This is a genomic window from Saccharomonospora piscinae (assembly GCF_005862235.1).
In the GTDB taxonomy this organism is placed as follows: Bacteria; Actinomycetota; Actinomycetes; order Mycobacteriales; family Pseudonocardiaceae; genus Saccharomonospora; species Saccharomonospora piscinae.
In genome coordinates, this window is sequence record NZ_VCEK01000001.1 from 1,053,072 (window position 1) to 1,077,553 (window position 24,482).

Consider the following 24,482-nt stretch of genomic DNA (forward strand, 5'->3'; position numbering starts at 1 on the left):
TCAGGGCTCCGGTACCCGCCCGGCCTCGCCGCTCAGCAGGCCCCGGTCGTAGGCCAGGGCCACCGCCTCGGCGCGCCTGCTCGCGCCGAGCTTGGCCATCGCCCGGGACAGGTGGACGCTGACGGTCTTCTCACTGATGTAGAGCTGCTCGCCGACCTGCCGGTTGGTCAGGCCCTCGGCGACCCGCTCCAGCACCGCGCGTTCCCGCTCGGTCAGCAGCTCGACCCGCGACCGGCGCTGCGGCAGGCCCGGCAGATCGAGCCGCGCTCGCCCCGCCAACTCGGCCACGGCCGCGCGCAGGGGCTCGGCGTGCAGGCGCACCGCCACCGCGTACGCCTCGGCCAGCATGTCCGTGGCTCTGCTGGAGCCGGCACGGTCACCCGCCTCCAGCAGGGCCGCACCGTGGCGCCACCGGCACAGGGCCTGCTCGTAGACGGCACCGAAGCCGAACTCGCACACCGCGCGTTCCCACGCCGCCGGATCGGCCGGCCCGTCGAGGCCGGTCGCCGCCGCCCTCGCCCGCCACAGCCACGCTCTGCCCTCAGGGCCGAGTTCGCCAGAGCGGGGACTGCCGCGCTCCGCCGTCCGCTCCACCCGGTCGAGCAGGCGTCGGCCGGTGGCGGCGGCCTCGCGCGCTGTTTCGACATCGCCGTGGCGGCGGACCGCCGAGGCCCACGCGGCGCACGCCTCGACGCCCAGCGCCCCGATGCGCAGTCCGACGAGTCCGGTGGGCATCACCCGCTCGGCGCGGTCCAGGCCCTCGTCGACCACGCGCACCGCCTCGCGATGGTCACCGCGCCACGTGGCCAGCTCGGCCGCGCCCGCCGCCGCGGCGGCCACCACCCAGAGATCCACCCCACGCCGGTCGCCGTCCCTCGGGGACAGCAGCTCGACCAGCAGACGTTCGGCCTCGTCGAACCGGCCCCTGGCGACGGCCAGATGCACCCAGCTGGACTGGAGAATCGCGTTGACCAGGTCGGAGACCCCGGCCTCCGGATGATCCGTCGCGATGTCGTCCGGCCAGTCCCCGGCGAGGTAGCGCACCGCCAGCAGCCTGGTCCGGGCCGACACGCCCAGCGGCGACCACGTGAGCCCGGTCCGCATCGCGCGCTCCGCGGTGTGACGATAGCCCCGCAGCGCCTCGGCCAGCTCGCCCCGGTCGTCGTAGCTCAGCGCGTGGTAGTAGCTCGCGCGCAGTTCCACATCGGACGCACCGACCGCCAGCGCCTCCCGCTCGGCTTGCGCGAACAGCCTTCTGGCTTCCACCGCGTCCCCGCCGACGTCGGCGAGAATGCCCAGCGTCGCCAGCGCCGCGGCGTGCGGAGCCTCGGCACCGGCGGCCCGTGCGGCCTCGACCGCCAGCCGCGCGCTTTGGGCCGCGTCGTCGAGGCGACCCACTCCCCGCAGCGCCTGGGCGCGCACGCCCAGCACCCACGCCTTCTCGGCCGATGGTCCCTCGTCGGCCACGAGGTCCCAGGCCTGCTCGATCGCGTCGACGGCCTCGTCGAAGGTGCCCTCCAGAGTCATGAGGCCCTCGGCGAGCCTGCGCCAGGTCGCCGCCCGCCGGACGGCGGGAGCCTCGCCCATCCGCCGGGTCGCGGCGCGGGCGTAGGAGATGGCGCGTTCGGGCTCCCCCGACGTCGCCGCCAGCTTGGAAGCCAGCAGCAACAGGTCGAGTTCGCCGCGGCCCGGAGGGCGGGCCTCGGCGGGCACGGCATCCCAGATCTCCAGCGCCTGTTCGAGGTGCCGCAGCGCCGAGCCGGGCGCTCCGAGCCCCTCGGCCTCGTCGGCGGCGCACACCAGGGCCGCGAGCGCGGTCGGCAGGTCCCGGCTTCGCAGGCTGTGATAGGCCAGCATGGCGTCCTGGCCCCGGTGGCGCTCGCGCTCACGCAGGCGCGCCGCGTACGCCGCGTGCGCGCGCGAACGCTCCCCCGGGAGCAGGTCGCCGTACACGGCGTCGCGCATCAGCGCGTGCCGGAACACGTAGCATCCCTGCTCCACCACGAGCACGTGCTGGTGCACCGCCTCGCGCAGGGCCTCCTCGACGTCGAGCGGAGCACTTCCCGTGACCTCGGTGATCGCGGTGTCCGACACGGCGGCGCTGGCCACCGCCGCCGCGCCCAGCACCCGGCGCGCGTCCGGCGAGAGCTGCTCCAGCCGGGACAGCAGGACGTCGGCGAGCCCGTCCGACATGCCGTCGCCCGTGACTCCGGCCGCCAGCAGTTCCTCGGCGAAGAACGGATTGCCCTCGCACCGCCGCACGAGCGCGTCGAGCCGGTCGGCGGGCAGCGGCTGCTCCGCGAGGGCGGCCAGGAACGCGCGAGCCTCGTCGGCCGTCAGCGGCGGCACCTCGACCCGCTCGACCGCGGGCAGGCGCACGAGCTGCGCGAGCAGTGGCCGCAGCGGATGCCCGCGATGCACGTCCTCACCCCGGTAGCTCGCGACGATCACCACGCGCTGCCTGCCCAGCCGCCCCAGCAGGAACGACACGAGGTCGCGGGTCGAACCGTCGGCCCAGTGCAGGTCCTCGACGATCAGCACGACCGGACGGTGGCGAGCGAGGTCGCTGATCACGCCCAGCACCGCGTCGTACAGGCGGAGCTGGCCCAGATCGATCTCGGTCCGCACCCGGCGCGCCTCCTGTTCGGAGGCCACGCTCGGCCCGGAAGTGGCCCCGTCGGCGGGCCCGACGGCGCTCCCGGCGTGCTGAGTGAGCAGGGTCGCCAGCGCGGGCCGCTCCGCCAGCGCCCGCGCCGCCACCTCGTCACCGGCTCCGCCGGGTCCGCCGGTCCCGTCGAGCCCGTCGAGCGCGCTCAGGGCCTCCGTGAACGGCAGGTAGGGCAGCCCGCCCTCCCTGAGGTCCAGACAACGTCCCTGGAGCACGACGCAGCCCCGGCGCGTCGCGTCGGCGGTGAACTCGGCCAGCAACCGCGTCTTGCCCACCCCGGCGTCACCGGAGAGCAGGACGCCGCGCGCGTGCTGCCGTTCGGCGTCGTCGAGTGCCGAGGACAGCGCGCGCAGTTCCGCGACCCGGCCGACCAGCGGCAGGGTGAGACCAAGTCGGGGCACGGCGTCCATTCTCACAGCACCCTGCCGCCGGGTTCAGCCGGCCAGCCGCATCTCGTCGGGGCTCCGTTCTGCCCGCGACCGGCGCCTGGCCCGCCCCCTGCCACCCCGGGGTCTCGTCTCCCGCGTGCCCGGCCACGGCACCACGCCGCCACGCGCGGCGCGCCGGAGTTCGGCTTCCCGGTAGGCCGCCTCACCCCACGCCGAATCGACCGTCCAGCTCGCTCCCACCATCGCGACTCACTCCTCGACACGTCTGCGATCTGCTACGTCTCGAACAGTGCCGCGAAGGCCGGGCTCACGGCATCGGTCGTTCACGCCGACCGGCGCGGCTCGGCCCCTTACCCGAGCGGTCGCGGAGGACCGGAGGGTAAGGGGCCGAGTGTGGGACGGTCCCGGCTCAGCGCGGGTCGAGTCGCCCCGCCCGTGCGGCGGCCAGCAGCCCGTCCCACTCACGCCGCGACAACCGCAGCGCGCCACCGCCGGGGTTCTTGGAGTCCCGCACGGCGGCGCCGTCGCCGGTGAACGCCACCTCGACGCAGTCGTTGCCGCCGCCGCTGTAGCTGCTCTTGCGCCACTCGAGCCTGGCCAGATCGGTGTCGGTCACCATCCCTGCTCCTTCGTCAGCTCCGGTTGGAGTCGTTGTCACTTCGCGAACCGTCGCGCCGCACCGGCGAGCGCCTCCGCGGAGTCGTCGGGTTTGAGCGCGGCAGCCCGCAAATGATCGAACATCAGGGAGTACCGGCGCACGTCGGTGTCCATTTCGAGGTAGACCCCGCTGCTGGTGCTGTCCACATAAACCACGTCGGGATCGGCGAGCTCGGGAAAGCCGAGGATGAGAAAGGGGCCCTCCATCCCCGCATGGGCTCCCGCGCCGAAAGGCACCACCTGGATCGTGATGTGCGGCAACCGCGCGAATTCACACAATTGAGTGAATTGCTCTGCCATCACCGCCCGGTCCCCCACCACCCGGTGCAAGACGGCCTCGTCGATGACACACCAGTACTCCGGCGGGTGGGGGTCGTGCAGCAGCCGCTGCCGCGCCATCCGCGCCGCGACCCTGCGTTCGATATCCGCGTCCTCCGCACCGGGACGCATCGCGCGGATGACCGCGTGCGCGTACCGCTCGGTCTGCAACAGACCGGGCACCAGCAGGGCCTGGAAGGCACGCAGCGAACTCGCGTCGGCCTCCAGCCCCACGAACGCGCCCGTGAAGACCTCGTTGTAGGCATGCCACCAGCCGCGCTTGCGGGCTTCCCTGGCGAGCTGGACCAGCGCCTCCTGCTCGTCGCCGTGGACTCCGTACAGCTCCAGCATGTCGCGAGCGTCGCGCGGAGTGACCCCGACGTGCCCCGTCTCAATGCGACTGATCTTGGAAGCCGAGCACTCCAGTTTCTCGCCCACCTCGTCGATGGTGAGGGCGGCGCGCTCGCGGAGCCGCCGCAGCTCCCCCGCGAGCCTGCGCCGCCGCACGGTCGGGCCGTGGCCTCGCGTCATGACTCCACCTCCGCGTCCTGTTCGCGCATATCTAACCAGGAGCGCCGCCGCATCGAACATCTGACAACGGACGGTAGACACCGGATTCCCCGAACGACGGACTGCAATTTGCACGAGGGGGTTGTATGCTCGCTCGTGCTCGCGGACCAACGACCGTTTCCGCGGAACACGAGTAATCGGGAGAACACGTGGCCGGGCGCGATCTCTTCGTCACTCCGCTACAGGAGAGCGTGCATCGTAGACTCGACGAAATCACGCACTCGAGGCACACGACGTCGCCCGGCATCCGGGACGAACTCGACGGTCTCAGCGTCGCGCTGCTCGCGGGCGCACTCCGTACCGTGCTGGCCGAACACCGCCCCGAACCCAGCGGACACTGCACGCTGTGTCACGGCAGGCGCAGGCCGTTCGCCCGGCGGCGGGGCCCACTGCCCTGCCGGGCCTACCTCGCGGCCCAGGTCGCGCTGGTACCGGACGAGCCGCCAGCGCCCGGACCGCGTCGGCCCGCACCGGCCCACCGGGTGCGCGAACGCACGCCGTACTTTCTGTCCTGAGCCCGGCCTGGGCCACTCAGTCGGCTCGGCGGCTCACAGGACCCGGATCAGGCCCTCCTGCACCACCGTCGCGATGTGGGTGCCGTCGCGGGAGTACAACTCGCCCGTCGCCAGCGCGCGGGCGTTCGACGCCGTGGGCGCGGCACTGTCGTACAGAAACCACTCGTCGGCGCGGAACGGGCGGTGGAACCACAGCGCGTGGTCGAGGCTCGCGCCGAGGACCTGGTCGAGCCCCCAGTACACCCCGTGCCGCGCCAGCGTGGCGTCCAGCAACGTCAGATCCGAGGCGTAGGTCAGCACGCACACGTGCAGCAGTTCGTCGTCGGGCAGCCTGCCGTCGGCGCGCATCCACACCTGGTTGCGGCTCGGACGGTCGCCGGAGGACCTGGTCACCCACGGCGGGTCGTTGACGTAGCGGACGTCCAGCGGCCTCGGCTGGTTGGCGACGTTCAGTTTCCGCTCGTAGCCCGCGGCGCGTTCGGCGAGCGTGGGAAGCGACTCGGGCCCTGGCACGTCGGGCATCGGCTGGGCGTGTTCCACGCCGGGCTCGGCCACCTGGAACGACGCCGACAGCGAGAAGATCGCCTTGCCGTGCTGGACGGCCACCACTCGCCGGGTGGTGAACGACCGGCCGTCCCGGATGCGGTCGACCTCGTAGATGATCGGCACCTGCGGATCGCCCGGCCGGATGAAGTAGGCGTGCAACGAATGCACCCCGCGCTCCGCCGGGACCGTGCGCCCCGCCGCGACGAGCGCCTGGCCCGCGACCTGGCCGCCGAACACCCGGGTCGGCGAGTGCGGCGGGCTGACCCCCCGGTAGATGTTCTCCTCGATCCGTTCCAGATCGAGCAGGCCGACCAGCCTGTCCAGCACGTGCTGCCCGCCGTGACCACCGTCGGCGTCCAGCCCCGACGCGGCCTGCCTCGCCAGCTCAGTCATACCCGCGATTGAACACCGTGTCGCAGGCCGCGCCACTCCGGCCGGCGCTACGAGAGATCGTCCTCACCCAGCCGGTGCACCCGGATCAGGTTCGTGGAGCCCACCGTGCCGGGGGGTGAGCCGGCCACGATGACCACCACGTCGCCGCGCCGGTACCGCCCCGTCTCCAGCATGGCGTGGTCCACCTGCTGGATCATGCGGTCGGTGGAGTCGACCTGGTCGACCAGCCTCGCGGTGGTGCCCCAGGTCATCGCGAGCTGCCTGCGCACGCTCTCCAGCGGGGTGAACGCGAGCAGGGGCAGCCGGGTGTGCAGGCGCGCGAGCCTGCGGACCGTGTCGCCCGACTGGGTGAACGCGACGAGGGCCTTCGCGTTGAGCCGTTCGCCGATGTCGCGCGCCGCGTAGGAGATGACTCCGCGCTTGGTGCGCGGCACGTGGCTCAGTGGCGGCACCGTCGGCATGTCCGCCTCGACGGCCTCCACGATCCGGCTCATGGTCGCCACGGTCTCGATGGGATAGCGCCCCACACTGGTCTCGCCGGAGAGCATCACCGCGTCGGTGCCGTCGAGCACCGCGTTGGCGACGTCGGAGGCCTCCGCCCGCGTCGGCCGCGAGTTGTTGATCATGGAGTCGAGCATCTGCGTGGCCACGATGACCGGTTTGGCGTTCTCGCGCGCGATCTGGATCGCGCGCTTCTGCACCAGCGGCACCTGCTCCAGCGGGAGCTCGACGCCCAGGTCGCCGCGCGCGACCATCAGCCCGTCGAAGGCGAGCACGATCGCCTCCAGGTTGGCGGCGGCCTCCGGCTTCTCCAGCTTCGCGATGACCGGCACCCTGCCCCGGCCGACGCGGTCCATCACCTGGTGCACGGCGTCGATGTCGGCGGGCGAGCGGACGAACGACAGCGCGACGAAGTCCACGCCCAGTTCCAGGGCGAACTCCAGGTCCTCGACGTCCTTGTCCGACATCGCGGGAACGGAGACGTCCATGCCGGGAAGCGACACGCCCTTGTTGTTGCTGACGGGGCCGCCCTCGGTGACCTCGCAGACGACGTCGGAGCCCTCGACGCCGCGCACCACGAGACCGACCTTGCCGTCGTCGACCAGCAGCCGGTCGCCCGGCTTGGCGTCCCTGGCCAGGCCCTTGTACGTCGTGGAGACCCGGTCGTGGGTCCCGGCGACGTCCTCGACCGTGATCCGGACGGTGTCGCCGGTGCGCCACTCGACGGGGCCGCCCGCGAACGTGCCGAGCCTGATCTTCGGGCCCTGCAGGTCGGCGAGAATCCCGACCGCGCGGCCCGACTCCTTCGACGCGGTGCGCAGCAGGTCGTACACCTGCTTGTGATCACTGTGGCTGCCGTGGCTGAAGTTCATCCTCGCCACGTTCATCCCCGAGTCAACGAGCGCTCGGACCTTGTCCGCCGTCGCCGTCGCCGGGCCGAGTGTGCATACGATTTTCGCTCGTCTAGTCACACCCGAACAGCGTAGCCGCTCCACGCGCGTACGTCTGTACCGATCCCGAAACCCGCCGCCGGGCCGCGCCGGACGAGTGTCCGTCGCGGCGCGACCGGGCGGTAAGCGTCAGTACGCCAGGTCGAAGACCCAGGCACCGAGCGTGTAGGCGGCCAGCGTCACCAGGATCACCGAGATGACGTTGAGCCACACGCCGCCGCGCACCATCTGCCCGATGGTGACGTGCCCCGTGCCGAACACGATCGCGTTCGGCGGCGTCGCGACCGGCAGCATGAACGCACAGGTCGCGGCGAGCGCGGCCGGGACGACCAGCACCATCGGCCCGTAGCCGAGCCCCACGGCCACGCCGCCGAGAATCGGCAGGAACGCCGCCGCCGTCGCGGTGTTACTGGTCAATTCGGTCAACACCAGCACGAGCGCCACCACCGCGGCCACCAGGATGATCACCGGCAACGCCGAGAGTCCGGTGACCTGCTCGCCGATCCACTCGCTGAGCCCGGTGTCGGTGAAGTGGCTCGACAGGCTCAGCCCGCCACCGAACAGCAGCAGGATGCCCCACGGCAACCGCGTCGCCGTCTCCCAGTCGAGGGTGCGGACACCCTCCGCCCGGTTTACCGGCAGGGCGAACAGCACCGTCGCGGCGGCGATGGCGATCCCCGCGTCGGAGATGTTGGCCAGCCACGGCAACGCCCCGGCCACGGCGTCGATGTCGGCGAGGGTGGGGATCACGATCCACGACAGCGCCGCCGCCACGAACACCGCCAGCGCGTTCCACTCGCCCCGGCTCATCGGGCCCATCTCGTCCAGCTGGCCTCGGATCAGCTCGCGACCGCCGGGCAGCGACGCCAGTCTCGGCTTGAACACCACCCGCGTCAGCACGAACCACGCCAGTACCAGCAGCACGATCGAGATCGGCAACCCGAACAGCATCCACTGCCCGAAGGAGATCGTGATGTCGAAGTTCTCCTCGAGATACCCGACGAGCAGGGTGTTCGGCGGCGTTCCGATGATCGTCGCCAGCGAGCCGATCGAGGCCGCGTAGGCGATGCCCAGCATCAGCGCCGTGGCGAAGTTGACGTCACCCTTGCCGTCACCGAGCTGGGAGACCAGTCCCAGAACGGACAGGCCGATCGGCATCATCATCACCGCGGTCGCGGTGTTGCTCACCCACATACTGATGAACGCGGTTGCGATCATGAAGCCCGCGATCAGCATGACGGGCTTGGTGCCGACCGCGAGGACCGTGCGCAGCGCGACGCGCTTGTGCAGGTTCCACCTTTGCATGGCCAGCGCGATCATGAACCCGCCCATGAACAGGAAGATCACGTCGTCGGCGTACGGCGCCGCCGCGTCCCCGATCTCGCTCACCCCGAAGAACGGGAACAGCACCAGCGGCAGCAACGCCGTCACGGCCAGCGGCAACGCCTCGGTCACCCACCACACCGCCATCAGCACGGCGACCGCGGCCGTGATCTTGCCGTTGGTGGACAGGCTGTCCGGCAGCACGAGGAACGCGACCACGGCGAGAACGGGCCCGAGTGCCATCCCGATCCACTGCCTGCGCCCCGCCGCCGTGCCGGGGTTCGAGGTCCCGGATTCACCGCTCACGGATTGAACCATCACTCACCTCCATCGCTGAGTGTCCGGAATGTACCGCGTCCACGCGGATTGATCACCCGGACGAGCGATGAGGAGACGCGCTCGTTGTCGGCGGCGACCGCGGAACGCGACGAGGCCGCCGGGCCATCACCCGGCGGCCTCAGTCCGCGAGCCCCGATCAGCCGAAGAACACCTCGGCCTCGGCGTACCGCTCCGGCGGCACCGTCTTCAGCTCCGCGGTGGCCTCCGCCAGCTTCACGCGCACGATGTCGGTCCCCCGCAGGGCCACCATCACCCCGGCGTCCCCCTCGGCCACGGCGTCGACGGCGTGCAGGCCGAACCGCGTGGCGAGCACCCGGTCGTACGCGGTCGGGGTGCCGCCGCGCTGCGTGTGCCCGAGCACCACCGCGCGGGACTCCTTGCCGGTCCGCGTGGCGATCTCGTCGGCCAGCCACGTACCGACCCCGCCCAGCCGGACGTGCCCGAACGCGTCCTTCTCCCCTGCCTGGAGCACCTCGGCGCCGCCTTCGGGCACGGCGCCCTCCGCGACCACGATGATCGGCGCGTACTCGCGCTCGAACCGCCGTTCGACCCACTCGATGACCTGGTCCACCGAGAACGGGCGCTCGGGCACGAGCACGACGCTCGCACCGCCGGCCATGCCCGAGTGCAGCGCGATCCAGCCCGCGTGGCGGCCCATCACCTCGACGACGAGCGCCCTGTGGTGCGACTCGGCCGTGGTGTGCAGCCGGTCGATCGCCTCGGTGGCGATGTGGACGGCGGTGTCGAACCCGAAGGTGTAATCGGTGGCACCCAGGTCGTTGTCGATCGTCTTCGGCACCCCGACGACCTTCACGCCGTCGTCGGTGAGCCGCTTCGCCACTCCCAGCGTGTCCTCCCCGCCGATGGCCACGAGGGCGTCGATGCCCTTCTCGGCCAGGACACGCTTGATCGCGTCGACCCCGCCGTCCTCCTTGTACGGGTTGGTACGGGAGGAACCGAGGATCGTGCCGCCCCGGGTGAGGATGCCCTCGACGTCGTCGCGGGTGAGCCACGAGCCCTCACCGGTCAGGGGGCCGCGCCAGCCGTTGCGGAAACCGAAGATCTCCCAGCCGTGCGTCGCGATGCCCTTGAGGACGACGGCACGGATCACCGCGTTGAGGCCGGGGCAGTCGCCACCGCCGGTCAGCACACCGACTCGCATCATCAGCGCCTTTCAGTTGTCCTGCGTCACACTTTCGTCGCCAGCGTAGTACCCAACACTCTTGATCGGTGCAGCGACGCCGCCTGCTAGAGTGTCCGCCGTGCAGCGCGAACGCTCGTTCTGGTTTAGCGGGCCGGCCCGGGGTGGGCCGGTCGGCGAGACCCTGCGCTGACCGACCTGACACCTCGAGCCGGACGACGAGCCGGCTCGACGGCGGCGCACCGGGTTGCACGGGCGGCGAGGCGGCTTGCGGAAAGGACATCCCATGCCGCACGACCCCGCGAGCACACTGGCCGCGGCCGACCCGATCACCGCGCTGGACGACCGGCGCACCACCCGCATGAGCCCACTGCTCTCGCCCGCGCTTCTGCGGGCAGAGCACCCCGTCGACCGCGCCGTCGCCGAGACGGTCACGCTCGGCAGGCGCGACACCGTGGACATCCTGGACGGCCGGGACGACCGCCTGCTCGTGCTGGTCGGCCCGTGCTCGGTCCACGACACCGACGCGGCACGGCACTACGCCCGGCTGCTGGCCGAGCACGCCGAGCGGGTGCGCGACGATCTCCACATCGTCATGCGGGTGTACTTCGAGAAGCCGCGCACCACGCTCGGGTGGAAGGGCCTCATCAACGACCCTGGGCTCGACGGGACCTACGCCGTGAACGACGGGCTCCGGCTGGCCCGGCGGCTGCTGCTGGACATCTCGGCGCTCGGGCTGCCGGTGGGCTCCGAGTTCCTCGACCCGATCACGCCGCAGTACCTCGCCGACACCGTCACGTGGGGCTCCATCGGTGCGCGCACGGCGGCGAGCCAGGTGCACCGGCAACTGTGCAGCGCGCTGTCGATGCCGGTGGGAGTCAAGAACTCGACCGAGGGCGACGTGCAGGTGGCCGTGGACGCCGTCCGGGCGGCGGGCGCGAGCCACGTGTTCCCCGGGATCAACCCCGACGGTCTCGCGGCGCTGGTGACGACCTCCGGCAACCCGGACTGCCACGTCATTCTCCGGGGCAGCGCCTCGGGCCCGAACCACGACGCGGGGACGGTGGCGAGCACGCTGGCGCGGTTGCGCGAAGCGGGCCTGCCCGAGCGAGTCGTCGTCGACGCCAGCCACGGCAACAGCCGCAAGGACCACGTGCGGCAGGCCGCCGTGGTCCGCGAACTCGCCGCCCGCGTAGCGGACGGCGAACGCGGTGTCACGGGGCTGATGCTGGAGAGCTTCCTGGAGGCGGGCCGCCAGGACCTCACCCTCGGACGCCGCGAAGACCTCGACTACGGCCGCAGCATCACCGACGCCTGCCTCGACTGGCCCACGACCGCGACCCTCCTCGACGAGCTGGCGGCTGCCGTGCGTGCGCGCCGGGGGGCGTGACGGTCGCCCGGTGAGTGCCGCGAAGGCCACCCACGTTGCGTCTGACGCAGTGAAGGTGGCCTTCGCGGCACCACGCTCACCGCGCCGGGTAGGCCCCCTTGCGGGTCTGGTCCTGGCGGGCCTGCTCGATGACCTGCCAGCGGCGGTGGTTGTGCCGGGCGTCGGCGAGCGCGTCGTGCGCGTCGTCGGGGGCCGACGGCAGCCGTGGCCGCCCCACGTCGTCCCAGCGCTGCCGCAGGTCGCGCGTGAAGCGGGGCAGCTGGCGGGGCAGCGACGGCATCGCACCCCAGAGCTGGGCCAGCGCCACGTGATCGTAGGCGGCGTACCAGGCCCACAGTTCGATGCCGTCGCGGGGTTTGCCGAAGAAGTCGAGCAGATCGGCCCGCAACTGCCGCCTGCTGCGCCAGGCCGCGTCGGCGGGCGGCGGCAGCTTCGTCAGCACGTGCTCGCGGACCCAGGGACCTGCCTTGGCCGGGTCGAACTCGGTGGAGACGGCGTAGAACTCCCGCCCCGACTCGTCCACGACACCGATCGAGACCAGATCGATGGTCACGCCGTCCTCGATGAACTCGGTGTCGTAGAAGAATCGCACGCCGGGCACCGTACTCGACCCGCTCGGCGGCAGGCCCACCCGCGCCCCGCTCAGCCCGCCTGCGACTCCGGCAGCCTGGTCACCTCACGGGCGTCCGGCTGCGCGGGGACGGCAGGGCGCAACCCGGCCTCGTCGGCGGCGAGCAGCTCCTTCGCCTTCGCCGCGTAGATGTCCACGTACTCCTGCCCGGACAGTTCCATCAGCGAGTACATGATCTCGTCGGTGATGGAGCGCTCGACGAACCGGTCGCCCGCGAGGCCCTCGTACCGGGAGAAGTCCAGCGGCGCACCGAAGCGGATCTCCAGCTTGCGGGGCCACCACATCTTCGAGCCGATCGGGTTGACGCGGTCGGTGCCGACCATGGCCACGGGCACCACCGGCACCCTGGCCTCCAGCGCGATCCTGGCGACACCCGTCTTGCCCTTGTAGAGCCGCGCGTCGGGCGAGCGGGTGCCCTCGGGGTAGATGCCGAGCAGGTGATCCTCCCTCAGCAGCCGGACGGCGGTGTCGATGGCGGCCTGCGCCGCCGTGCCCCCGGACCGGTCGATCGGGAACTGGCCGACGCCGGTGAAGAACCACTTCTTGAACTTGCCCTTGACGCCGCGCTCGGTGAAGTACTCCTGCTTGGCGGGAAAGGTGACCCGGCGCGACACGTAGAGCGGCATGAAGAACGAGTCGGCCACCGCGAGGTGGTTGCTGGCGAGGATGGCTCCCCCCTCGGCAGGCAGGTTCTCCGTCCCCGTGACCCGCGTCGGCCAGAGCAGGCGCAGCAACGGACCCAGCAGCACGTACTTCATCAGCCAATACAGCACTGGGTCTCGTTCCTCCTCCTGCGGTTTTCCTGCCGACGATCCAGACTACGAACGTCCGCCGCCACCGCACAACACGCCCTCGTCAGGGATACCCAGGCCGCGACCGAGGTCACACCGAGGGCGGGACGAGACCGTCGTCACACGCGCCGACGTCACAGGTTCCACACAGCCGCGCTGCCCGGCCGCGAGTCGTGCGACCATGGGACGATGCGGCTTGACGGGAGGACGACCGGGCATGCCTGTGCTCGCCGGCGCTGAACCCTTCTACTTCGACGGCTCTCCCGAGGTGGGTGTGCTGTTGTGCCACGGCTTCACCGGTACTCCGGCGGCCATGCGCCCCTGGGGTGAGTACCTCGCGGAGGCGGGGTTCACCGTGCGCGGTCCCCGGTTGCCGGGTCACGGCACCACCTGGCAGGAGTGCAACCGCACCCGGTGGCCCGACTGGTACGGGTGGCTGCGCGGCGAGTTCGCCGCCCTGAGCGACCGGTGCGACATGGTGTTCGTGTTCGGCCTCTCGATGGGAGGCACGCTCGCGCTGCGCCTGGCGCAGGATCTCGGCCCCGCCGTCGGCGGGCTGGTGCTGGTCAACCCGTCGGTGCTGACCCGCAGGCTCGACGCCAGGATCGCCACGCTGCTCGCCCCGGTGGTGCCGTCCGCGGCGGCGCTGGCCGGCGACATCGCCCGGCCCGGCGTCCTGGAACAGGCCTACGACCGCACCCCGCTGCGCGCGCTGGCCAGTCTGTCGCGGTTGTGGCCGCTCGTGCGCCGGGACCTGCCGAGGGTGACCCAGCCGGTGTTGCTGGCCCGCTCGGCCGTCGATCACGTGGTGGAGCCCGTCAACGCGGCCGTGGTGGCCGCCAACGTGCGTAGCGAGGACCTGCGCGAGGTAGTGCTCCACAACAGCTACCACGTCGCCACGCTCGACAACGACGCGCCGCTGCTGTTTCAGCGCAGCGTGGAGTTCGTCGAGTCCGTCAGACAGGTGAGTGCCCGATGAACAGGACGTCAGGCCCCGACGGGCCCGAGGACGTGGACGCCACGTTCGCGAAGATCGTCGCGGACCTTCAGGCCGAGGGTTTCGGTACGGACACGGGCCGCGAACTGGACCGGGACGCCGACACCGACGGCGAGTCCGGCGCGGAGGACGACGACGGCCCGGCGAGCGCGGACGGATCGCGACGGCGCTCGTCCGGCTCGCCGAGGGAGCAGGACACCGCGACCCGGTCCGGCTGGCGGGATTCGGGCACCGACTGGGACGACAGTCTGCTCGGCAAGGACGCCGAGGCGGCCTTCGACGCACTCGACAGCGACGACGACGAGCATTTCGTGCCACCGGAACCGCCGCCCCTGCCGCGGCCCCGCAAGGGCGCGGTCGTCGTCCTGCTGTTCTTCGTGGTGGGGCTGTTGCTGCTGCTCGCCCCCGGGCTGCTGGGGCTGGGCCGCACGCTCTCGCTGCCGCTGGGGCTGCTCGCACTGGCGACGGGTATCGCGCTCGCGTTGCTGCGGGTCAGGCAGGGGCCGCCGGACGGAGCCGACCCCGCCAACGGCGCCCAGGTATGACCCCGGCTCTCACGGCCGGGAGGGAGCCACCGAGTCCAGCAGGCGCCACAGCTCGCCCGGGCCCAGCAGGCCGCTGTCGTGCGCGCCCACCCTGCGGCGCAGCTCCTGGTCGGCGGTAACGGCGACGAGGTGGTCCCTGGGGCGCTCCGCCCGCAGCCCGGCGACGGTGTCGACGATCGTGTCGTCGCCCTCGCCGCGCGCCGCGACGACCTCCGCTCCGGGCACGCTGCCCACGTCGCGGGCGCGCCCCTCGGTCACCAGCAGCACCCTCGGCCACCAGTGCCAGCGGCCCTGCGCCCCGAGGCCGAGGCGATGCGCGGCGGCCCCGGCCACCGACAGGCGGGCGAGCCGGTCGCGCAGCCGGACGGCGGCGCCGGCGCGGTCGTGCCACCAGCCGTCGGGCCGGGCTCCCACCACGTTCGCCGCGTCGACCACCAGCACGAGCGCGCGGTCGAGTTCCGCACGCAGTGTCGGCCACGCCTGTGCGAAGTCCCCGTGCAGCGGGTATCGCTCCACCTCCCCGGGTGGCACCCAGCGCAGCTCCGCGCTCTCCTCGTTGGCCACAGTGGCCTCCACGGCGCCGCGGGCCGTGCCCAGCACCGTGGTGTAGCACCACGTGCCATGGTCCTCGACGCGGGAGGAGGTCAACCGCACCGACGACGGCGGCACGGCGGTCTCCTCCTCGGTCTCCCTGGTCGCGGCCTCGGCGGGAGTCTCGCCGGGCAACACGGCGCCGCCGGGCAGCGCCCAGGTCCGCCCGTGGTGCGTCCACCCGGCGCGGTGCTGGAGCAACACGCCGCGCCGCGGATCGGTCAGCAGCAGACCCGCCGCTCCGTGCGGTCCCCAGTGCCGCCGTCCGCAGTCACAACTGACGAACCCTTCACCCTCACCGAGCAGCATTCACCCAGCCTAGCGACGACTGCGCCGGGTTCGTCCGCCGTCACCGGGTGCGCTCGCGGGCGAGAGTGGCCGCGCCCACGATCGCGGTGGAGTCACCGAGCTGCGAGGTTCGTACGCGGGCGAGCGGCCGGTGCCCGGCTCCGGTCACGATCGCGGCATAGCGTTCCCGGGCCTCGTCCACGAACAGCGGCGCCGACTCGGCCACCCCGCCCGCGATCACCACGACGTCGGGGTCGTAGACGTCCGCGATGAGCGCGAGCCCCTCACCGAGCCAGTGCGCGAGGTCGGCGAAGGCGGCGAGCGCCACGCCGTCACCCTCCTTGGCCGCGTGGGCGACCCGCCGCCCCGTGATCTCGGCCTGGTCGGCGGAGTCCCTGGTCAGCGCCGACGAGCGGGGACGGCGGCGCGCGAGCAACTCGACCGCGGTGGCCGCGAGCGCGGTACCGCTGCAGTAGCGCTCCCAGCAGCCGTGTCCGCCACACGGGCACGGGCGGCCGTCCGGAACCACGCGCAGGTGCCCCAGTTCGGGCGCGACGCCGTGCGCACCCCGGAAGATCCGGCCGTCGAGCAGCAGTCCCGCACCGATTCCGGTCCCGACGGCCAGCAACAACGCGATGCCCGCGCCGCGCGCCGCGCCGAAGCGGTGCTCGCCGACGGCTGCGGCGTTCGCGTCGTGCTCCAGCGTCACCGGCACCCCGAGCCTGCCGGACATCCGGTCGGCCACCGGGGCGGACCGCCACGGCAGGTGCGGCGCGAAGCGCACCGAACGGCGGTCGGGGTGGACGAACCCCGCCACGGCCAGGCCCACGGCATCGACCGGGTGCCGGGAGCGCAGCTCGTCGACCACGGTGGTGACGGCGTCCTCCAGCGCGTCCGTCGAGCCCGGCGTGGCGACCCGGGCCGAGTCGAGCACGCAGCCCTGCTCGTCGACGACGCCCGCGCGCACGCTGGTGCCGCCGACGTCAACGCCGATCGCGGGCATCGGGCTCCCACTCGCTCGCGGGCGTGACCACCACGTGTTGCACCCGGCTCTCCCGGCGTTCGTCCTCCGGCGACCGGGTGGGCGGCGGCCGGAAGCCGGGCATGTGGACACCGTCCTCGGGGGCCCACCGGTCGGCGAGCACGGCCCGCAACAGGGCCAGCAGCTGGGTGACGTGGTCGAGCACGCGCGCGGCCACGTCGACCCGCTCACCACGACACAACGACACCACCGCGCACAGCGGGCACCACTCGCACCCGCCGTCGTCGGTCCCGGCCGCCTGTTCGCTGGACTGCTCCGAGCCGTGCGCGCGGCCGTGCCCTGCCTGGATCACCCCGTCCAGCCAGGGCCTCGCCTGCTCCACCACGAGGTCCACCAGCAGCCGGATCTCCTCGGCGAGCCGTGCGCCGTCCGCGCCCGGCTCCGCCTGGTCGTGGCTCGTCATGAGGGTTTCTCCAGATGCAGCAACAGCCCGCGGGCGTCGGATTCGGCGCCGGTCAGTGTGTACCGGCGCAGCGACTCCGGCAACGCGACGAGCCTGCGGAACCCGTCCACGGTCACCGCGAGGTCGTCGTCCACCCTGGCAAGCTGCACGCTGGAGTCCTTCGCCAGCGGCAGGACCAGGCGCAGCCCGACGCCGCCCGCGACTTCCGAGGTCTCCACCAAAGGAGCGGGACCGGGCTCGCCCACGAGTGGGCTGGTCTGCCCGTACAGCTCGTCGGCGATCTCCAGCAGCGCCGGGAGCCCGACGGGCTCCTCGGCGCGGTGCTCCACGGTGCGCATCGCCGTCGGCCCGAGTCCGCTCTCCCGCAGGTCCGCGATCACCTGTTCCTGCTGGGCACGCCGGGTGCGCAGCCACGACGCGGCGGCCCCTCGCCACAACCCGGCCGACGGCACCATGCGGTTGACCACCACCCCGTCGACGCTGATCCCTCGCAGCGCCAGCGACGTGAGCGTGCGCCGGGTCTCGGCCGCCACCACACGTTCCGGGGTGAGCACCAGCCGCACGGTCGTCGTGTCGGCGTCGGTCAGCATCGTGCGTAACGACTCGACCTGGGCGGCGAAGCGGTCCACCGACCGTGCCACGGCGGTGTGCGCCCGCCACGCCGACAGCCGGGCCAGGTATCCCGCGACGGCCTCGGGCAGGGCGAGCAACCGCAGCGTCTCGGCTGTCGGGCCACAGTCGACGACGACGTTCTCCCACGGGCCCTCGTCGGCGAGCCTGCGGACCTCCTGCAGGGACAGCAGCTCGTCCACCCCGGGAAGCACGGTGAGTTCCTCCGCGTCGAGCGCGTCGAGGCCGAGCCCCGCCAGCGCCGTGCGCAGCTGGCCGCGCAGCGCGTCCCAGGAACTGTCGACGAGGGCACGCGCGTCGATCTGCGCGCCGAACAAGTCGCTGTCCATTTCGGAGGGATCGGCGGTCAGCGACCTGCCCATCGCGTCGCCGAGCGAGTGGGCGGGATCGGTGGAGACCACCAGCGTCTTGCGCCCCCGGCGCGCCAGGCACGCGGCGGTGGCGGCGGCCAGGGTCGTCTTGCCGACGCCGCCCTTCCCGGTGAACAGCAGTACGCGCACGCTACGACCGGTCCTCGACGCGGCGCTTCAGCTCCCGCAGCGCCGTATCCATGATCATTCGTTCGGCCTTGCGGCGCAGCAGCCCGATCATGGGCAACGCCAGCTCCACCGAGAGGGTGTAGGTCACGGTCGTGTGGTGCGGGCCGCTCGGCTCCAGCAGGTACCGGCCCCGCTGTGACTTCTGCATCTGGCCCTTCACGAGGTTCCAGCTCACCGACAGGCCGTCGTCGGCCCAGTCGTAGGCGAGGGTGTAGACGTCCTTCACCGGCCCCGAGTCGAGGGTGAACCGCACCTCGGCGGCCCTTCCGGCGTCATCGGTGGCGAGCACCTCGGTCTCGCGCACCCCCTTCGCCCACTCCGGGTAGGCAGGCAAATCGGCGATGACCGCCATGATGTCGCCCGGGGCGGCCTCGATCTCGATGGACTGCGTGGACTGCTCCGCCATGAGGCTAGAGCGTAGCTGCCCGTCGCGTCACCAGCGCAGCACGTAGGGCGTGGCGCCCCGCTGGAAGTGACCCACGTTGCGGCACTCGGTGCGCCCGAGCCGGGTCCTCGCCGACAGCGGCTGGTGTACGTGACCGAACAGCGACCACCTCGGCTGCTCCGTGGTGATCGCGTCGAGCAGGGACCGCGCTCCCACCTCGAGGCGCCGGGAGACCACGTCGTAGGTCAGGTCGGGAACCGACGGCGGGATGTGGCTGCACAGGACGTCGACGTCACGCAGGCCCGCCACGCGCGCATCGAACTCCTCCCTCGGCAGGAGGTGGGGCCGCCACGCGGCACCGGGGCGCGGGGTGACGCCGTCCGGCAGCAGCGCCCCTCCGACGAAGCCGAAGCGCAGGCCGCCGATCTCGGCCACCTCGCCGTCCACCAGGCGCACGCCCTCCGGCGCGAACTCGGGCCACAGCGCGGGCGCGTCGACGTTGCCGGGGATGGCGTAGGTCGGCGCGGTCATCGCGGGGAACAGCCGCGCGTACTGCTCCCGGACGGCCTCGTCGACGGCGGCCTCGGGATCGGCGAGCCCGCCCCACAGGGACCGCACGAAGACACCGATCTCTTCCCGGGTGCCCTCGCGCCGCAACGCGGCGAAGGTCCGCACGTTCTCCTCGCCGAAGAGCGCGCCGAAGATGCCGCTCGCGTGGTCGTGGTAGTCGATGAAGTCGAGCAGATCGCCGAGCACGATCAGCGCGTCGGCACCGTCGCCCGCGCGCGCCAGCGCCTCGGCGTTGCCGTGCACGTCGGAGACGACATGTACCCGCACAGGCGTCACCCTAGCCGGGCACGGTCCCGGCCGGCCCCACCCCCGGTTCCCTGCCGTCCTCCAGGATGTCCTTGAGTTCCAGGGCGATCGCCTTGGCCGCGCGCGCCCGGCGATCGGCCTCCCGCCGGAGCAGGCGAGGGGTGAGCGCGCCTGCCGGATCGGCGCGCAGGAAGTAGTGGAGCACCGTGCCGTCGAGCACCGCTTCCAGCCAGATCTCCATCGTCCCGACCAGGGCGCCCCGCACCGTCCAGCGGAGCCCCTCCGCACCCCGGTCGGTGTAGACTTCGAGCACGAGATCGGGCCAGTACCGGCTCCACGAACGGGGGTCCGCGAAGGCCGCCGCGACCGTGCCCGGCGGCACCGCGAGAAACGTCTCGTCGACGACGTCGAGTGCGGGTGCGTTGTCGGTGGCTGACACGGCTGTGAGAATCGCACGAAGCGGCGACACCATCGCCCCCGGGCATAGCCAAACAGCGCGGCAGGAGTTAGTTTAACCGGCGAGTAACATCTGCCGAACACGGAGGTTCACGTGCGCGAATACAGCGCTCCCGCGATCGCCGCGGTCGCCGACGACGAGAACATGTCGGACGTCGTGTGGGTCAACGCCGAGCGATTCGGCGACACGGTGAGCTTCCGGCGGCAGCTCGACGGTTCGTGGCGTGACGTCACCGCGAAGGAGTTCGCCGCGCAGGTGCTGGCCACCGCGAAGGGGCTCGTCAAGGCCGGGGTCGGGCAGGGTGACCGCGTGGCGCTCATGTCGAAGACCCGCTACGAGTGGACGCTGTTCGACTTCGCGATCTGGGCCGCGGGCGCGGTGTCGGTGCCCATCTACGAGACCTCCTCGGCGGAGCAGGCCCACTGGATCCTCACCGACTCGGGCGCCAAGGCCCTCGTCGTGGAGACCGCCGAGCACGCGGCGACCGTGGAGTCGGTGCGGGGCCGCATGCCCGAGCTCGCCCACGTGTGGCAGATCGAGGGCGGTGCGGGCAACGACGCCGCGGTGGACGCGCTCGCGGCGCTGGGTGCCGACGTGGCCGACGACGACGTCCACGCTCGCCGCAGGGCCGTCACGGCCGACGACACCGCCACCATCGTCTACACCTCCGGAACCACGGGCCGCCCCAAGGGCGTCGTGCTCACCCACCGCAACCTGCTGGCCGAGGTGCGCGCCGACATCAAGGCGTTCCCCCGGATCATGTCGTCGGGCAACTCGCTGCTGCTGTTCCTGCCGCTGGCCCACATCCTCGCCCGTGCCATCGCGGTGACGGCGTTCACCGCGCGGGTCACCCTCGGCCACACCGCCGACATCAAGGACCTCGTCGCCGACCTCGGTACGTTCCGTCCCACGTCCGTGGTCGCGGTGCCCCGGGTGTTCGAGAAGGTCTACAACGGCGCCAAGCTCAAGGCACACGCCGGCGGCAAGGGCAAGATCTTCGACGCGGCGGAGGCCACGGCCGTCGAGTACAGCCGCGCCCAGGACACGGGCGGGCCCGGTCTGGGGCTGCGGCTCAAGCACGCCGTCTTCGACAAGCTGGTGTACGCGAAGCTGCGTGCGGCGCTCGGTGGCCGCTGCCTCGGCGCGGTCTCCGGCGGGGCCCCGCTCGGCGACCGGCTCGCGCACTTCTTCCGCGGCGTTGGCGTTCCGGTGTACGAGGGCTACGGCCTCACCGAGACCTCCGCGGCGGCCCACGTCAACACCGAGGACGCCCTGAAGGTCGGCACGGTCGGCAGGCCCGTCGCCGGGACCTCGGTCCGCATCGCGGACGACGGCGAGGTGCTGCTCAAGGGCGACGTGGTCTTCGGCGCGTACTGGAACAACGAGCAGGCGACCGGCGAGTCGCTCGAGGAGGGCTGGTTCCACACCGGCGACCTCGGGCAGCTCGACGACGACGGCTTCCTGAAGATCACCGGGCGGAAGAAGGAGATCATCGTGACGGCGGGCGGCAAGAACGTCGCGCCGTCGGGCCTGGAGGACACGCTCAAGGCGAACCCGCTGATCAGCCAGGCGATGGTGGTGGGTGACCAGCGCCCGTTCATCGGCGCGCTGGTGACGATCGACGAGGAGTTCTTCCCGACCTGGAAGTCGCAGCACGGCAAGCCCGAGGGCGCCACGGTGTCCGACCTCGCCGACGACGCCGACCTCCGCGCGTCCGTGCAGGCCGCCGTGGACCAGGCCAACGAGCTGGTCTCCCAGGCCGAGGCGATCAAGAAGTTCGTGATCCTGCCGCAGGACTTCACCGAGGCGGGTGGCGAGATCACGCCCAGCCTGAAGCTCAAGCGCAACGTGGTGAGCAAGAACTACGCGAACGCCATCGACCAGCTCTACGCGAAGTAGGCGCCGCCGCTAATCCGTACCGCGAAGGCCACCTTAGCTGCGTCCGACGCAGTGAAGGTGGCCTTCGCGGCTCATCCCCCGCCCGCCGATGGCAACGTCGCCTCGATGCCGGCGAGGATGCGGTCGAGCGCGCGGGCGAAGCGGGCGTCCTCGTCGATGTGCGGAGTGCGCGCCTCGCTGACGAACCGGGTGAAGTACGGATAGTCGCCGCTGTCGATCACCGTGCGCACGTGCCCGCCCAGCTCGCGTTCGAGTTCGTCCTCGCTGTGGGCCCGTAGGTAGGTCAGGGTGTCGAGTTCCTGGCGCGTGTAGCCGCCGACCCAGGTCAGCACCAGCAACACCGTCTCGACCATGTCGTCGATGTCGAGACCGAGACCGTCCACGATCGACACGGTCGACTCGAAGTGCCGGAGCATGTTGGGGCCCAGCGTCGGACCGGAGTTCCAGACCCGCAGCAGCCACGGGTGGGCCCGCAGCGCCCTGCGGTGCGCCCAGGCGAAGTTCCGCAGGTCCTCGCGCCATCGTCCGGTGAGTTCCGGCCAGTCGTGGCGGGCGTACATCCGGTCGCTGACGAGTTCGACGAGTACCTCCTTGTTCTCCACGTAGCGGTAGAGGCTCATCGCGCCGGTGCCGAGTTCGGTGGCGACCCGGCGCATGGTGACGGCGTCGAGTCCGTCGGCCTCCGCGACGGCGATCGCGGCGTCGGCGATCTGCTCCCGGCTGTACGCGGGCGCGGGCCCCCGTCCGGAGCGGGGACGCGGACTCCACACGCGAAGCCGGGCGAGCAGAGGCGACTCATCCTTCGGCGCCATGGTCTCCTCGGAATCACTTGGTTGCGTACGACGTACTCGGTTGGCTATCGTGGACAGCGTACACCGTACTTCGTTCAGGGGGACTCCCATGTCATCACCCAACGGTGACGCCGTCGTCGTCGCCGAGGGCGTTCACAAGAGATTCGGCGCCACCCACGCACTCGCCGGGCTGGACCTGACCGTGCGTCCCGGCATGGTCTACGGACTGCTCGGCCCCAACGGGGCGGGTAAGAGCACCGCCGTGCGCGTCCTGTCCACACTGACCCGCCCCGACGAGGGCAGGGTCACGGTCGCGGGACACGACGTCGTACGCGAGGCCGCCCTCGTCCGGACAAAGATCGGTCTCGCGGGTCAGCACGCCGCACTCGACGAGGAACTCACCGGCCGCGAGAACCTGCGCATCTTCGGCAAGCTCTTCCGGCTCGGCTCGGCCCGCGCCAAGGCCCGTGCCGACGAACTACTGGAACGGTTCGACCTGGCTCACGCGGGAAACCGGCAGGTCCGCACCTACTCCGGCGGGATGCGGCGCAGGCTCGACCTCATCTCCAGCCTGATCGTGTCCCCCACCGTGCTGTTCCTCGACGAGCCGACCACGGGGCTCGATCCCCGCAGCCGCACCGAGATCTGGGACACCGTGCGGGACCTCGTGGCCGAGGGCACGACCGTGCTGCTCACCACGCAGTACCTCGACGAGGCCGACCAGCTCGCCAAGCACATCGCCGTCATCGACCACGGCAGAGTCATCGCGTCCGGCACCCCACACGAACTCAAGGCGCGGATCGGGGGACGGCTCGACGTGGCGCTGGCCGAGTCCGACCAGCTGCCACAGGCGGCCACGGTGCTCACCGCGCTGGCGGGCAGCTCCGCCGAACCCGACCTCGACACCGAGCGCGGCATGCTGTCCCTGCCGGTGGGCAGCGAGGGCGTCACGTTGCCCGACGTCGTCCGCCAGCTCGACCAGGTCGGGATCAAGGCGGTCGACGTCGGTATCCGGCAGCCGACGCTCGACGAGGTCTTCCTCACGCTCACCGGCAGGCCCGCACCCCAGGACACGCCGCAGAACAAGGAGGCGAGCCGGTGACGACACCGACCACCGCGAGCACCGCACCGGCCACGGACACCGGCTCGCTGCGCGCCGGGATCTCCGACGGGCTGACCATCTTCCAGCGCAACCTGCTGAAGCTGAAGCACCAGCCGTCCCAGATCGTCATGACCTTCACCTTTCCGCTGGTGTCGGTCATCCTGTTCGGCTACGTCTTCGGCAGCGCCATCCCCATCCCCGGCGGCGGTGACTACCGCGAGTACCTGATGCCCGGGCTGTTCGTCATGAGCTCCGTGTTCGGAGTCATGGGCTCGCTCACGGTCATCGCGAAGGACAACGGTCTCGGCGTGATGGACCGCTACCGCTCGATGCCGATGGCTCGCTCGGCGGTGCCGTTCGGCCAGACGGCGGCGGACCTGGTCATCGCGCTCGGCGGCCTGGTGATCATGGCACTGGTGGGACTGCTGTTCGGCTGGCGTACCCACAACGGCCTCGGCGCGACCCTCGCGGGCTTCGGCATCGTGCTGCTGTTGCAGTACGCCGTCTCGTGGGTCGGCGTCTACCTCGGCGCACTGGCGAAGAACGAGGAGACCGCCGCGCGCATCGGCCCGCTCATCATGCCGATCACGATGATCTCGAACATCTTCGTGCCCACCAACGGCATGCCCACCGTGCTCCAGGTCATCGCCGACTGGAATCCCATCAGTGCGGCCACCGCGGCCTGCAGGCAGTTGTTCGGCAACCCCGGTCCACCGGTGGGCCCCGACGCCGCGTGGCCGTTGCAGCATCCGGTCGTGGCCGTGGTCGGCTGGTGTGTCCTGCTGCTGGTGGTGTTCGTGCCGCTCTCGATCCGCCGGTTCCGCGACGCGGGACTGTGACGCGAACGGTGGTGGTGCCCTCGTGGTCGGGCACCA

Annotated in this window: 25 protein-coding genes; 7 read left to right on the forward strand and 18 right to left on the reverse strand. The window is 71.8% G+C overall.

All coding sequences use genetic code 11. The features are described from left to right. From FFT09_RS05080 to FFT09_RS05095, 4 genes are all read right to left on the reverse strand, one after another. Positions 1–3,078: a helix-turn-helix transcriptional regulator gene (locus tag FFT09_RS05080; protein ID WP_138381952.1), complete on the reverse strand. Its 3,078-nt coding sequence runs from the start codon at positions 3,076–3,078 to the stop codon at positions 1–3. 24 nt (positions 3,079–3,102) lie between these two features. After that, on the reverse strand, positions 3,103–3,300 hold the full coding sequence (locus tag FFT09_RS05085; RefSeq protein WP_081190941.1) for a hypothetical protein: 198 nt from the start codon (positions 3,298–3,300) through the stop codon (positions 3,103–3,105). Between the two features lie 166 nt (positions 3,301–3,466). Further along, positions 3,467–3,676, reverse strand: a complete 210-nt coding sequence (locus FFT09_RS05090; RefSeq protein ID WP_024874598.1) for a DUF397 domain-containing protein — start codon at positions 3,674–3,676, stop codon at positions 3,467–3,469. A gap of 35 nt (positions 3,677–3,711) precedes the next feature. Beyond that, positions 3,712–4,563, reverse strand: coding sequence for a helix-turn-helix domain-containing protein (locus FFT09_RS05095; RefSeq protein ID WP_024874599.1), 852 nt, complete (start codon positions 4,561–4,563; stop codon positions 3,712–3,714). A gap of 230 nt (positions 4,564–4,793) precedes the next feature. Here FFT09_RS05095 and FFT09_RS05100 point away from each other — a divergent pair, with 230 nt between their 5' ends. Continuing rightward, positions 4,794–5,117: a hypothetical protein gene (locus FFT09_RS05100; RefSeq protein ID WP_244231213.1), complete on the forward strand. Its 324-nt coding sequence runs from the start codon at positions 4,794–4,796 to the stop codon at positions 5,115–5,117. A gap of 33 nt (positions 5,118–5,150) precedes the next feature. On the opposite strand, the gene tesB is transcribed toward FFT09_RS05100, so the two are convergent. The 4 genes from tesB to FFT09_RS05120 form a co-directional block, all read right to left on the reverse strand. After that, positions 5,151–6,056: an acyl-CoA thioesterase II gene (gene tesB / locus FFT09_RS05105; RefSeq protein WP_024874601.1), complete on the reverse strand. Its 906-nt coding sequence runs from the start codon at positions 6,054–6,056 to the stop codon at positions 5,151–5,153. Positions 6,057–6,103: 47 nt separating this feature from the next. Continuing rightward, positions 6,104–7,528, reverse strand: coding sequence for a pyruvate kinase (gene pyk / locus FFT09_RS05110; RefSeq protein WP_024874602.1), 1,425 nt, complete (start codon positions 7,526–7,528; stop codon positions 6,104–6,106). Between the two features lie 108 nt (positions 7,529–7,636). Then, a complete protein-coding gene (locus FFT09_RS05115) occupies positions 7,637–9,148 on the reverse strand; it encodes an SLC13 family permease (RefSeq protein ID WP_138381953.1) in 1,512 nt (503 codons plus the stop codon). 157 nt (positions 9,149–9,305) lie between these two features. After that, the gene (locus FFT09_RS05120; RefSeq protein ID WP_081191042.1) at positions 9,306–10,331 is read right to left on the reverse strand and encodes a 6-phosphofructokinase; all 1,026 of its coding nucleotides are present in this window, start codon (positions 10,329–10,331) and stop codon (positions 9,306–9,308) included. Positions 10,332–10,596: 265 nt separating this feature from the next. Here FFT09_RS05120 and FFT09_RS05125 point away from each other — a divergent pair, with 265 nt between their 5' ends. After that, entirely contained in the window at positions 10,597–11,700 is a 1,104-nt protein-coding gene (locus FFT09_RS05125) for a 3-deoxy-7-phosphoheptulonate synthase (RefSeq protein ID WP_081190944.1), read from the forward strand. A gap of 76 nt (positions 11,701–11,776) precedes the next feature. Here FFT09_RS05125 and FFT09_RS05130 read toward each other — a convergent pair whose 3' ends face one another. Further along, positions 11,777–12,292 carry a polyadenylate-specific 3'-exoribonuclease AS gene (locus FFT09_RS05130; protein ID WP_138381954.1) on the reverse strand — a complete coding sequence of 172 codons (516 nt, stop codon included), beginning with the start codon at positions 12,290–12,292 and terminating at the stop codon, positions 11,777–11,779. Positions 12,293–12,342: 50 nt separating this feature from the next. Beyond that, positions 12,343–13,104 (reverse strand): lysophospholipid acyltransferase family protein, encoded by a 762-nt coding sequence (locus FFT09_RS05135; protein WP_081190946.1) that lies wholly within the window; start codon positions 13,102–13,104, stop codon positions 12,343–12,345. A 235-nt stretch (positions 13,105–13,339) separates the two neighbouring features. On the opposite strand from FFT09_RS05135, the gene FFT09_RS05140 reads away from it, so the two are divergent. Beyond that, positions 13,340–14,101 (forward strand): alpha/beta hydrolase, encoded by a 762-nt coding sequence (locus FFT09_RS05140; RefSeq protein WP_138381955.1) that lies wholly within the window; start codon positions 13,340–13,342, stop codon positions 14,099–14,101. Further along, complete coding sequence (locus FFT09_RS05145) at positions 14,098–14,664, forward strand: hypothetical protein (protein WP_024874609.1); 567 nt, start codon at positions 14,098–14,100, stop codon at positions 14,662–14,664. Before FFT09_RS05140 ends, FFT09_RS05145 begins: the two co-directional genes overlap by 4 nt. 9 nt (positions 14,665–14,673) lie before the next feature. Here the strand turns inward: FFT09_RS05145 and FFT09_RS05150 are convergent, their stop codons facing one another. The 7 genes from FFT09_RS05150 to FFT09_RS05180 are packed head-to-tail and all read right to left on the reverse strand — an operon-like array spanning position 14,674 to position 19,797. Continuing rightward, a complete protein-coding gene (locus tag FFT09_RS05150; RefSeq protein WP_081190948.1) occupies positions 14,674–15,564 on the reverse strand; it encodes an NUDIX domain-containing protein in 891 nt (296 codons plus the stop codon). 40 nt (positions 15,565–15,604) lie between these two features. Then, positions 15,605–16,546: an ROK family protein gene (locus FFT09_RS05155; RefSeq protein ID WP_081190949.1), complete on the reverse strand. Its 942-nt coding sequence runs from the start codon at positions 16,544–16,546 to the stop codon at positions 15,605–15,607. Beyond that, positions 16,527–16,988 (reverse strand): hypothetical protein, encoded by a 462-nt coding sequence (locus FFT09_RS05160; RefSeq protein WP_081190950.1) that lies wholly within the window; start codon positions 16,986–16,988, stop codon positions 16,527–16,529. The genes FFT09_RS05155 and FFT09_RS05160 overlap by 20 nt, the downstream gene beginning before the upstream one ends. After that, positions 16,985–18,118: an ArsA family ATPase gene (locus FFT09_RS05165; protein ID WP_081190951.1), complete on the reverse strand. Its 1,134-nt coding sequence runs from the start codon at positions 18,116–18,118 to the stop codon at positions 16,985–16,987. The genes FFT09_RS05160 and FFT09_RS05165 overlap by 4 nt, the downstream gene beginning before the upstream one ends. A gap of 1 nt (position 18,119) precedes the next feature. Continuing rightward, on the reverse strand, positions 18,120–18,563 hold the full coding sequence (locus FFT09_RS05170; RefSeq protein ID WP_024874614.1) for an SRPBCC family protein: 444 nt from the start codon (positions 18,561–18,563) through the stop codon (positions 18,120–18,122). A 27-nt stretch (positions 18,564–18,590) separates the two neighbouring features. Further along, positions 18,591–19,379 carry a metallophosphoesterase family protein gene (locus FFT09_RS05175; protein WP_024874615.1) on the reverse strand — a complete coding sequence of 263 codons (789 nt, stop codon included), beginning with the start codon at positions 19,377–19,379 and terminating at the stop codon, positions 18,591–18,593. A gap of 10 nt (positions 19,380–19,389) precedes the next feature. After that, positions 19,390–19,797: a polyketide cyclase / dehydrase and lipid transport gene (locus tag FFT09_RS05180; protein ID WP_081190952.1), complete on the reverse strand. Its 408-nt coding sequence runs from the start codon at positions 19,795–19,797 to the stop codon at positions 19,390–19,392. A gap of 111 nt (positions 19,798–19,908) precedes the next feature. On the opposite strand from FFT09_RS05180, the gene FFT09_RS05185 reads away from it, so the two are divergent. Further along, positions 19,909–21,714, forward strand: coding sequence for an AMP-dependent synthetase/ligase (locus FFT09_RS05185; protein ID WP_024874617.1), 1,806 nt, complete (start codon positions 19,909–19,911; stop codon positions 21,712–21,714). Positions 21,715–21,785: 71 nt separating this feature from the next. On the opposite strand, the gene FFT09_RS05190 is transcribed toward FFT09_RS05185, so the two are convergent. Beyond that, a complete protein-coding gene (locus tag FFT09_RS05190) occupies positions 21,786–22,526 on the reverse strand; it encodes a TetR/AcrR family transcriptional regulator C-terminal domain-containing protein (protein WP_081190954.1) in 741 nt (246 codons plus the stop codon). A gap of 88 nt (positions 22,527–22,614) precedes the next feature. Between FFT09_RS05190 and FFT09_RS05195 the strand changes: the two genes are divergently transcribed. Together FFT09_RS05195 and FFT09_RS05200 are read left to right on the forward strand one after the other, a co-directional pair. Further along, a complete protein-coding gene (locus FFT09_RS05195; protein WP_138381956.1) occupies positions 22,615–23,607 on the forward strand; it encodes an ATP-binding cassette domain-containing protein in 993 nt (330 codons plus the stop codon). Next, complete coding sequence (locus tag FFT09_RS05200; protein ID WP_081190956.1) at positions 23,604–24,446, forward strand: ABC transporter permease; 843 nt, start codon at positions 23,604–23,606, stop codon at positions 24,444–24,446. The genes FFT09_RS05195 and FFT09_RS05200 overlap by 4 nt, the downstream gene beginning before the upstream one ends. Positions 24,447–24,482 lie beyond the last annotated feature (36 nt).

Coding starts and splice junctions, on each gene's coding strand:
- FFT09_RS05160 (WP_081190950.1), bottom strand. CDS start 16,988: ATGACGAGCCACGACCAGGCGGAGCCGGGCGCGGACGGCGCACGGCTC.
- FFT09_RS05080 (WP_138381952.1), bottom strand. CDS start 3,078: ATGGACGCCGTGCCCCGACTTGGTCTCACCCTGCCGCTGGTCGGCCGG.
- FFT09_RS05155 (WP_081190949.1), bottom strand. CDS start 16,546: ATGCCCGCGATCGGCGTTGACGTCGGCGGCACCAGCGTGCGCGCGGGC.
- FFT09_RS05095 (WP_024874599.1), bottom strand. CDS start 4,563: ATGACGCGAGGCCACGGCCCGACCGTGCGGCGGCGCAGGCTCGCGGGG.
- FFT09_RS05170 (WP_024874614.1), bottom strand. CDS start 18,563: ATGGCGGAGCAGTCCACGCAGTCCATCGAGATCGAGGCCGCCCCGGGC.
- FFT09_RS05145 (WP_024874609.1), top strand. CDS start 14,098: ATGAACAGGACGTCAGGCCCCGACGGGCCCGAGGACGTGGACGCCACG.
- FFT09_RS05085 (WP_081190941.1), bottom strand. CDS start 3,300: ATGGTGGGAGCGAGCTGGACGGTCGATTCGGCGTGGGGTGAGGCGGCC.
- tesB (WP_024874601.1), bottom strand. CDS start 6,056: ATGACTGAGCTGGCGAGGCAGGCCGCGTCGGGGCTGGACGCCGACGGT.
- FFT09_RS05115 (WP_138381953.1), bottom strand. CDS start 9,148: ATGGTTCAATCCGTGAGCGGTGAATCCGGGACCTCGAACCCCGGCACG.
- FFT09_RS05125 (WP_081190944.1), top strand. CDS start 10,597: ATGCCGCACGACCCCGCGAGCACACTGGCCGCGGCCGACCCGATCACC.
- FFT09_RS05190 (WP_081190954.1), bottom strand. CDS start 22,526: ATGGCGCCGAAGGATGAGTCGCCTCTGCTCGCCCGGCTTCGCGTGTGG.
- FFT09_RS05195 (WP_138381956.1), top strand. CDS start 22,615: ATGTCATCACCCAACGGTGACGCCGTCGTCGTCGCCGAGGGCGTTCAC.
- FFT09_RS05140 (WP_138381955.1), top strand. CDS start 13,340: ATGCCTGTGCTCGCCGGCGCTGAACCCTTCTACTTCGACGGCTCTCCC.
- FFT09_RS05090 (WP_024874598.1), bottom strand. CDS start 3,676: ATGGTGACCGACACCGATCTGGCCAGGCTCGAGTGGCGCAAGAGCAGC.
- FFT09_RS05120 (WP_081191042.1), bottom strand. CDS start 10,331: ATGCGAGTCGGTGTGCTGACCGGCGGTGGCGACTGCCCCGGCCTCAAC.
- FFT09_RS05150 (WP_081190948.1), bottom strand. CDS start 15,564: ATGCTGCTCGGTGAGGGTGAAGGGTTCGTCAGTTGTGACTGCGGACGG.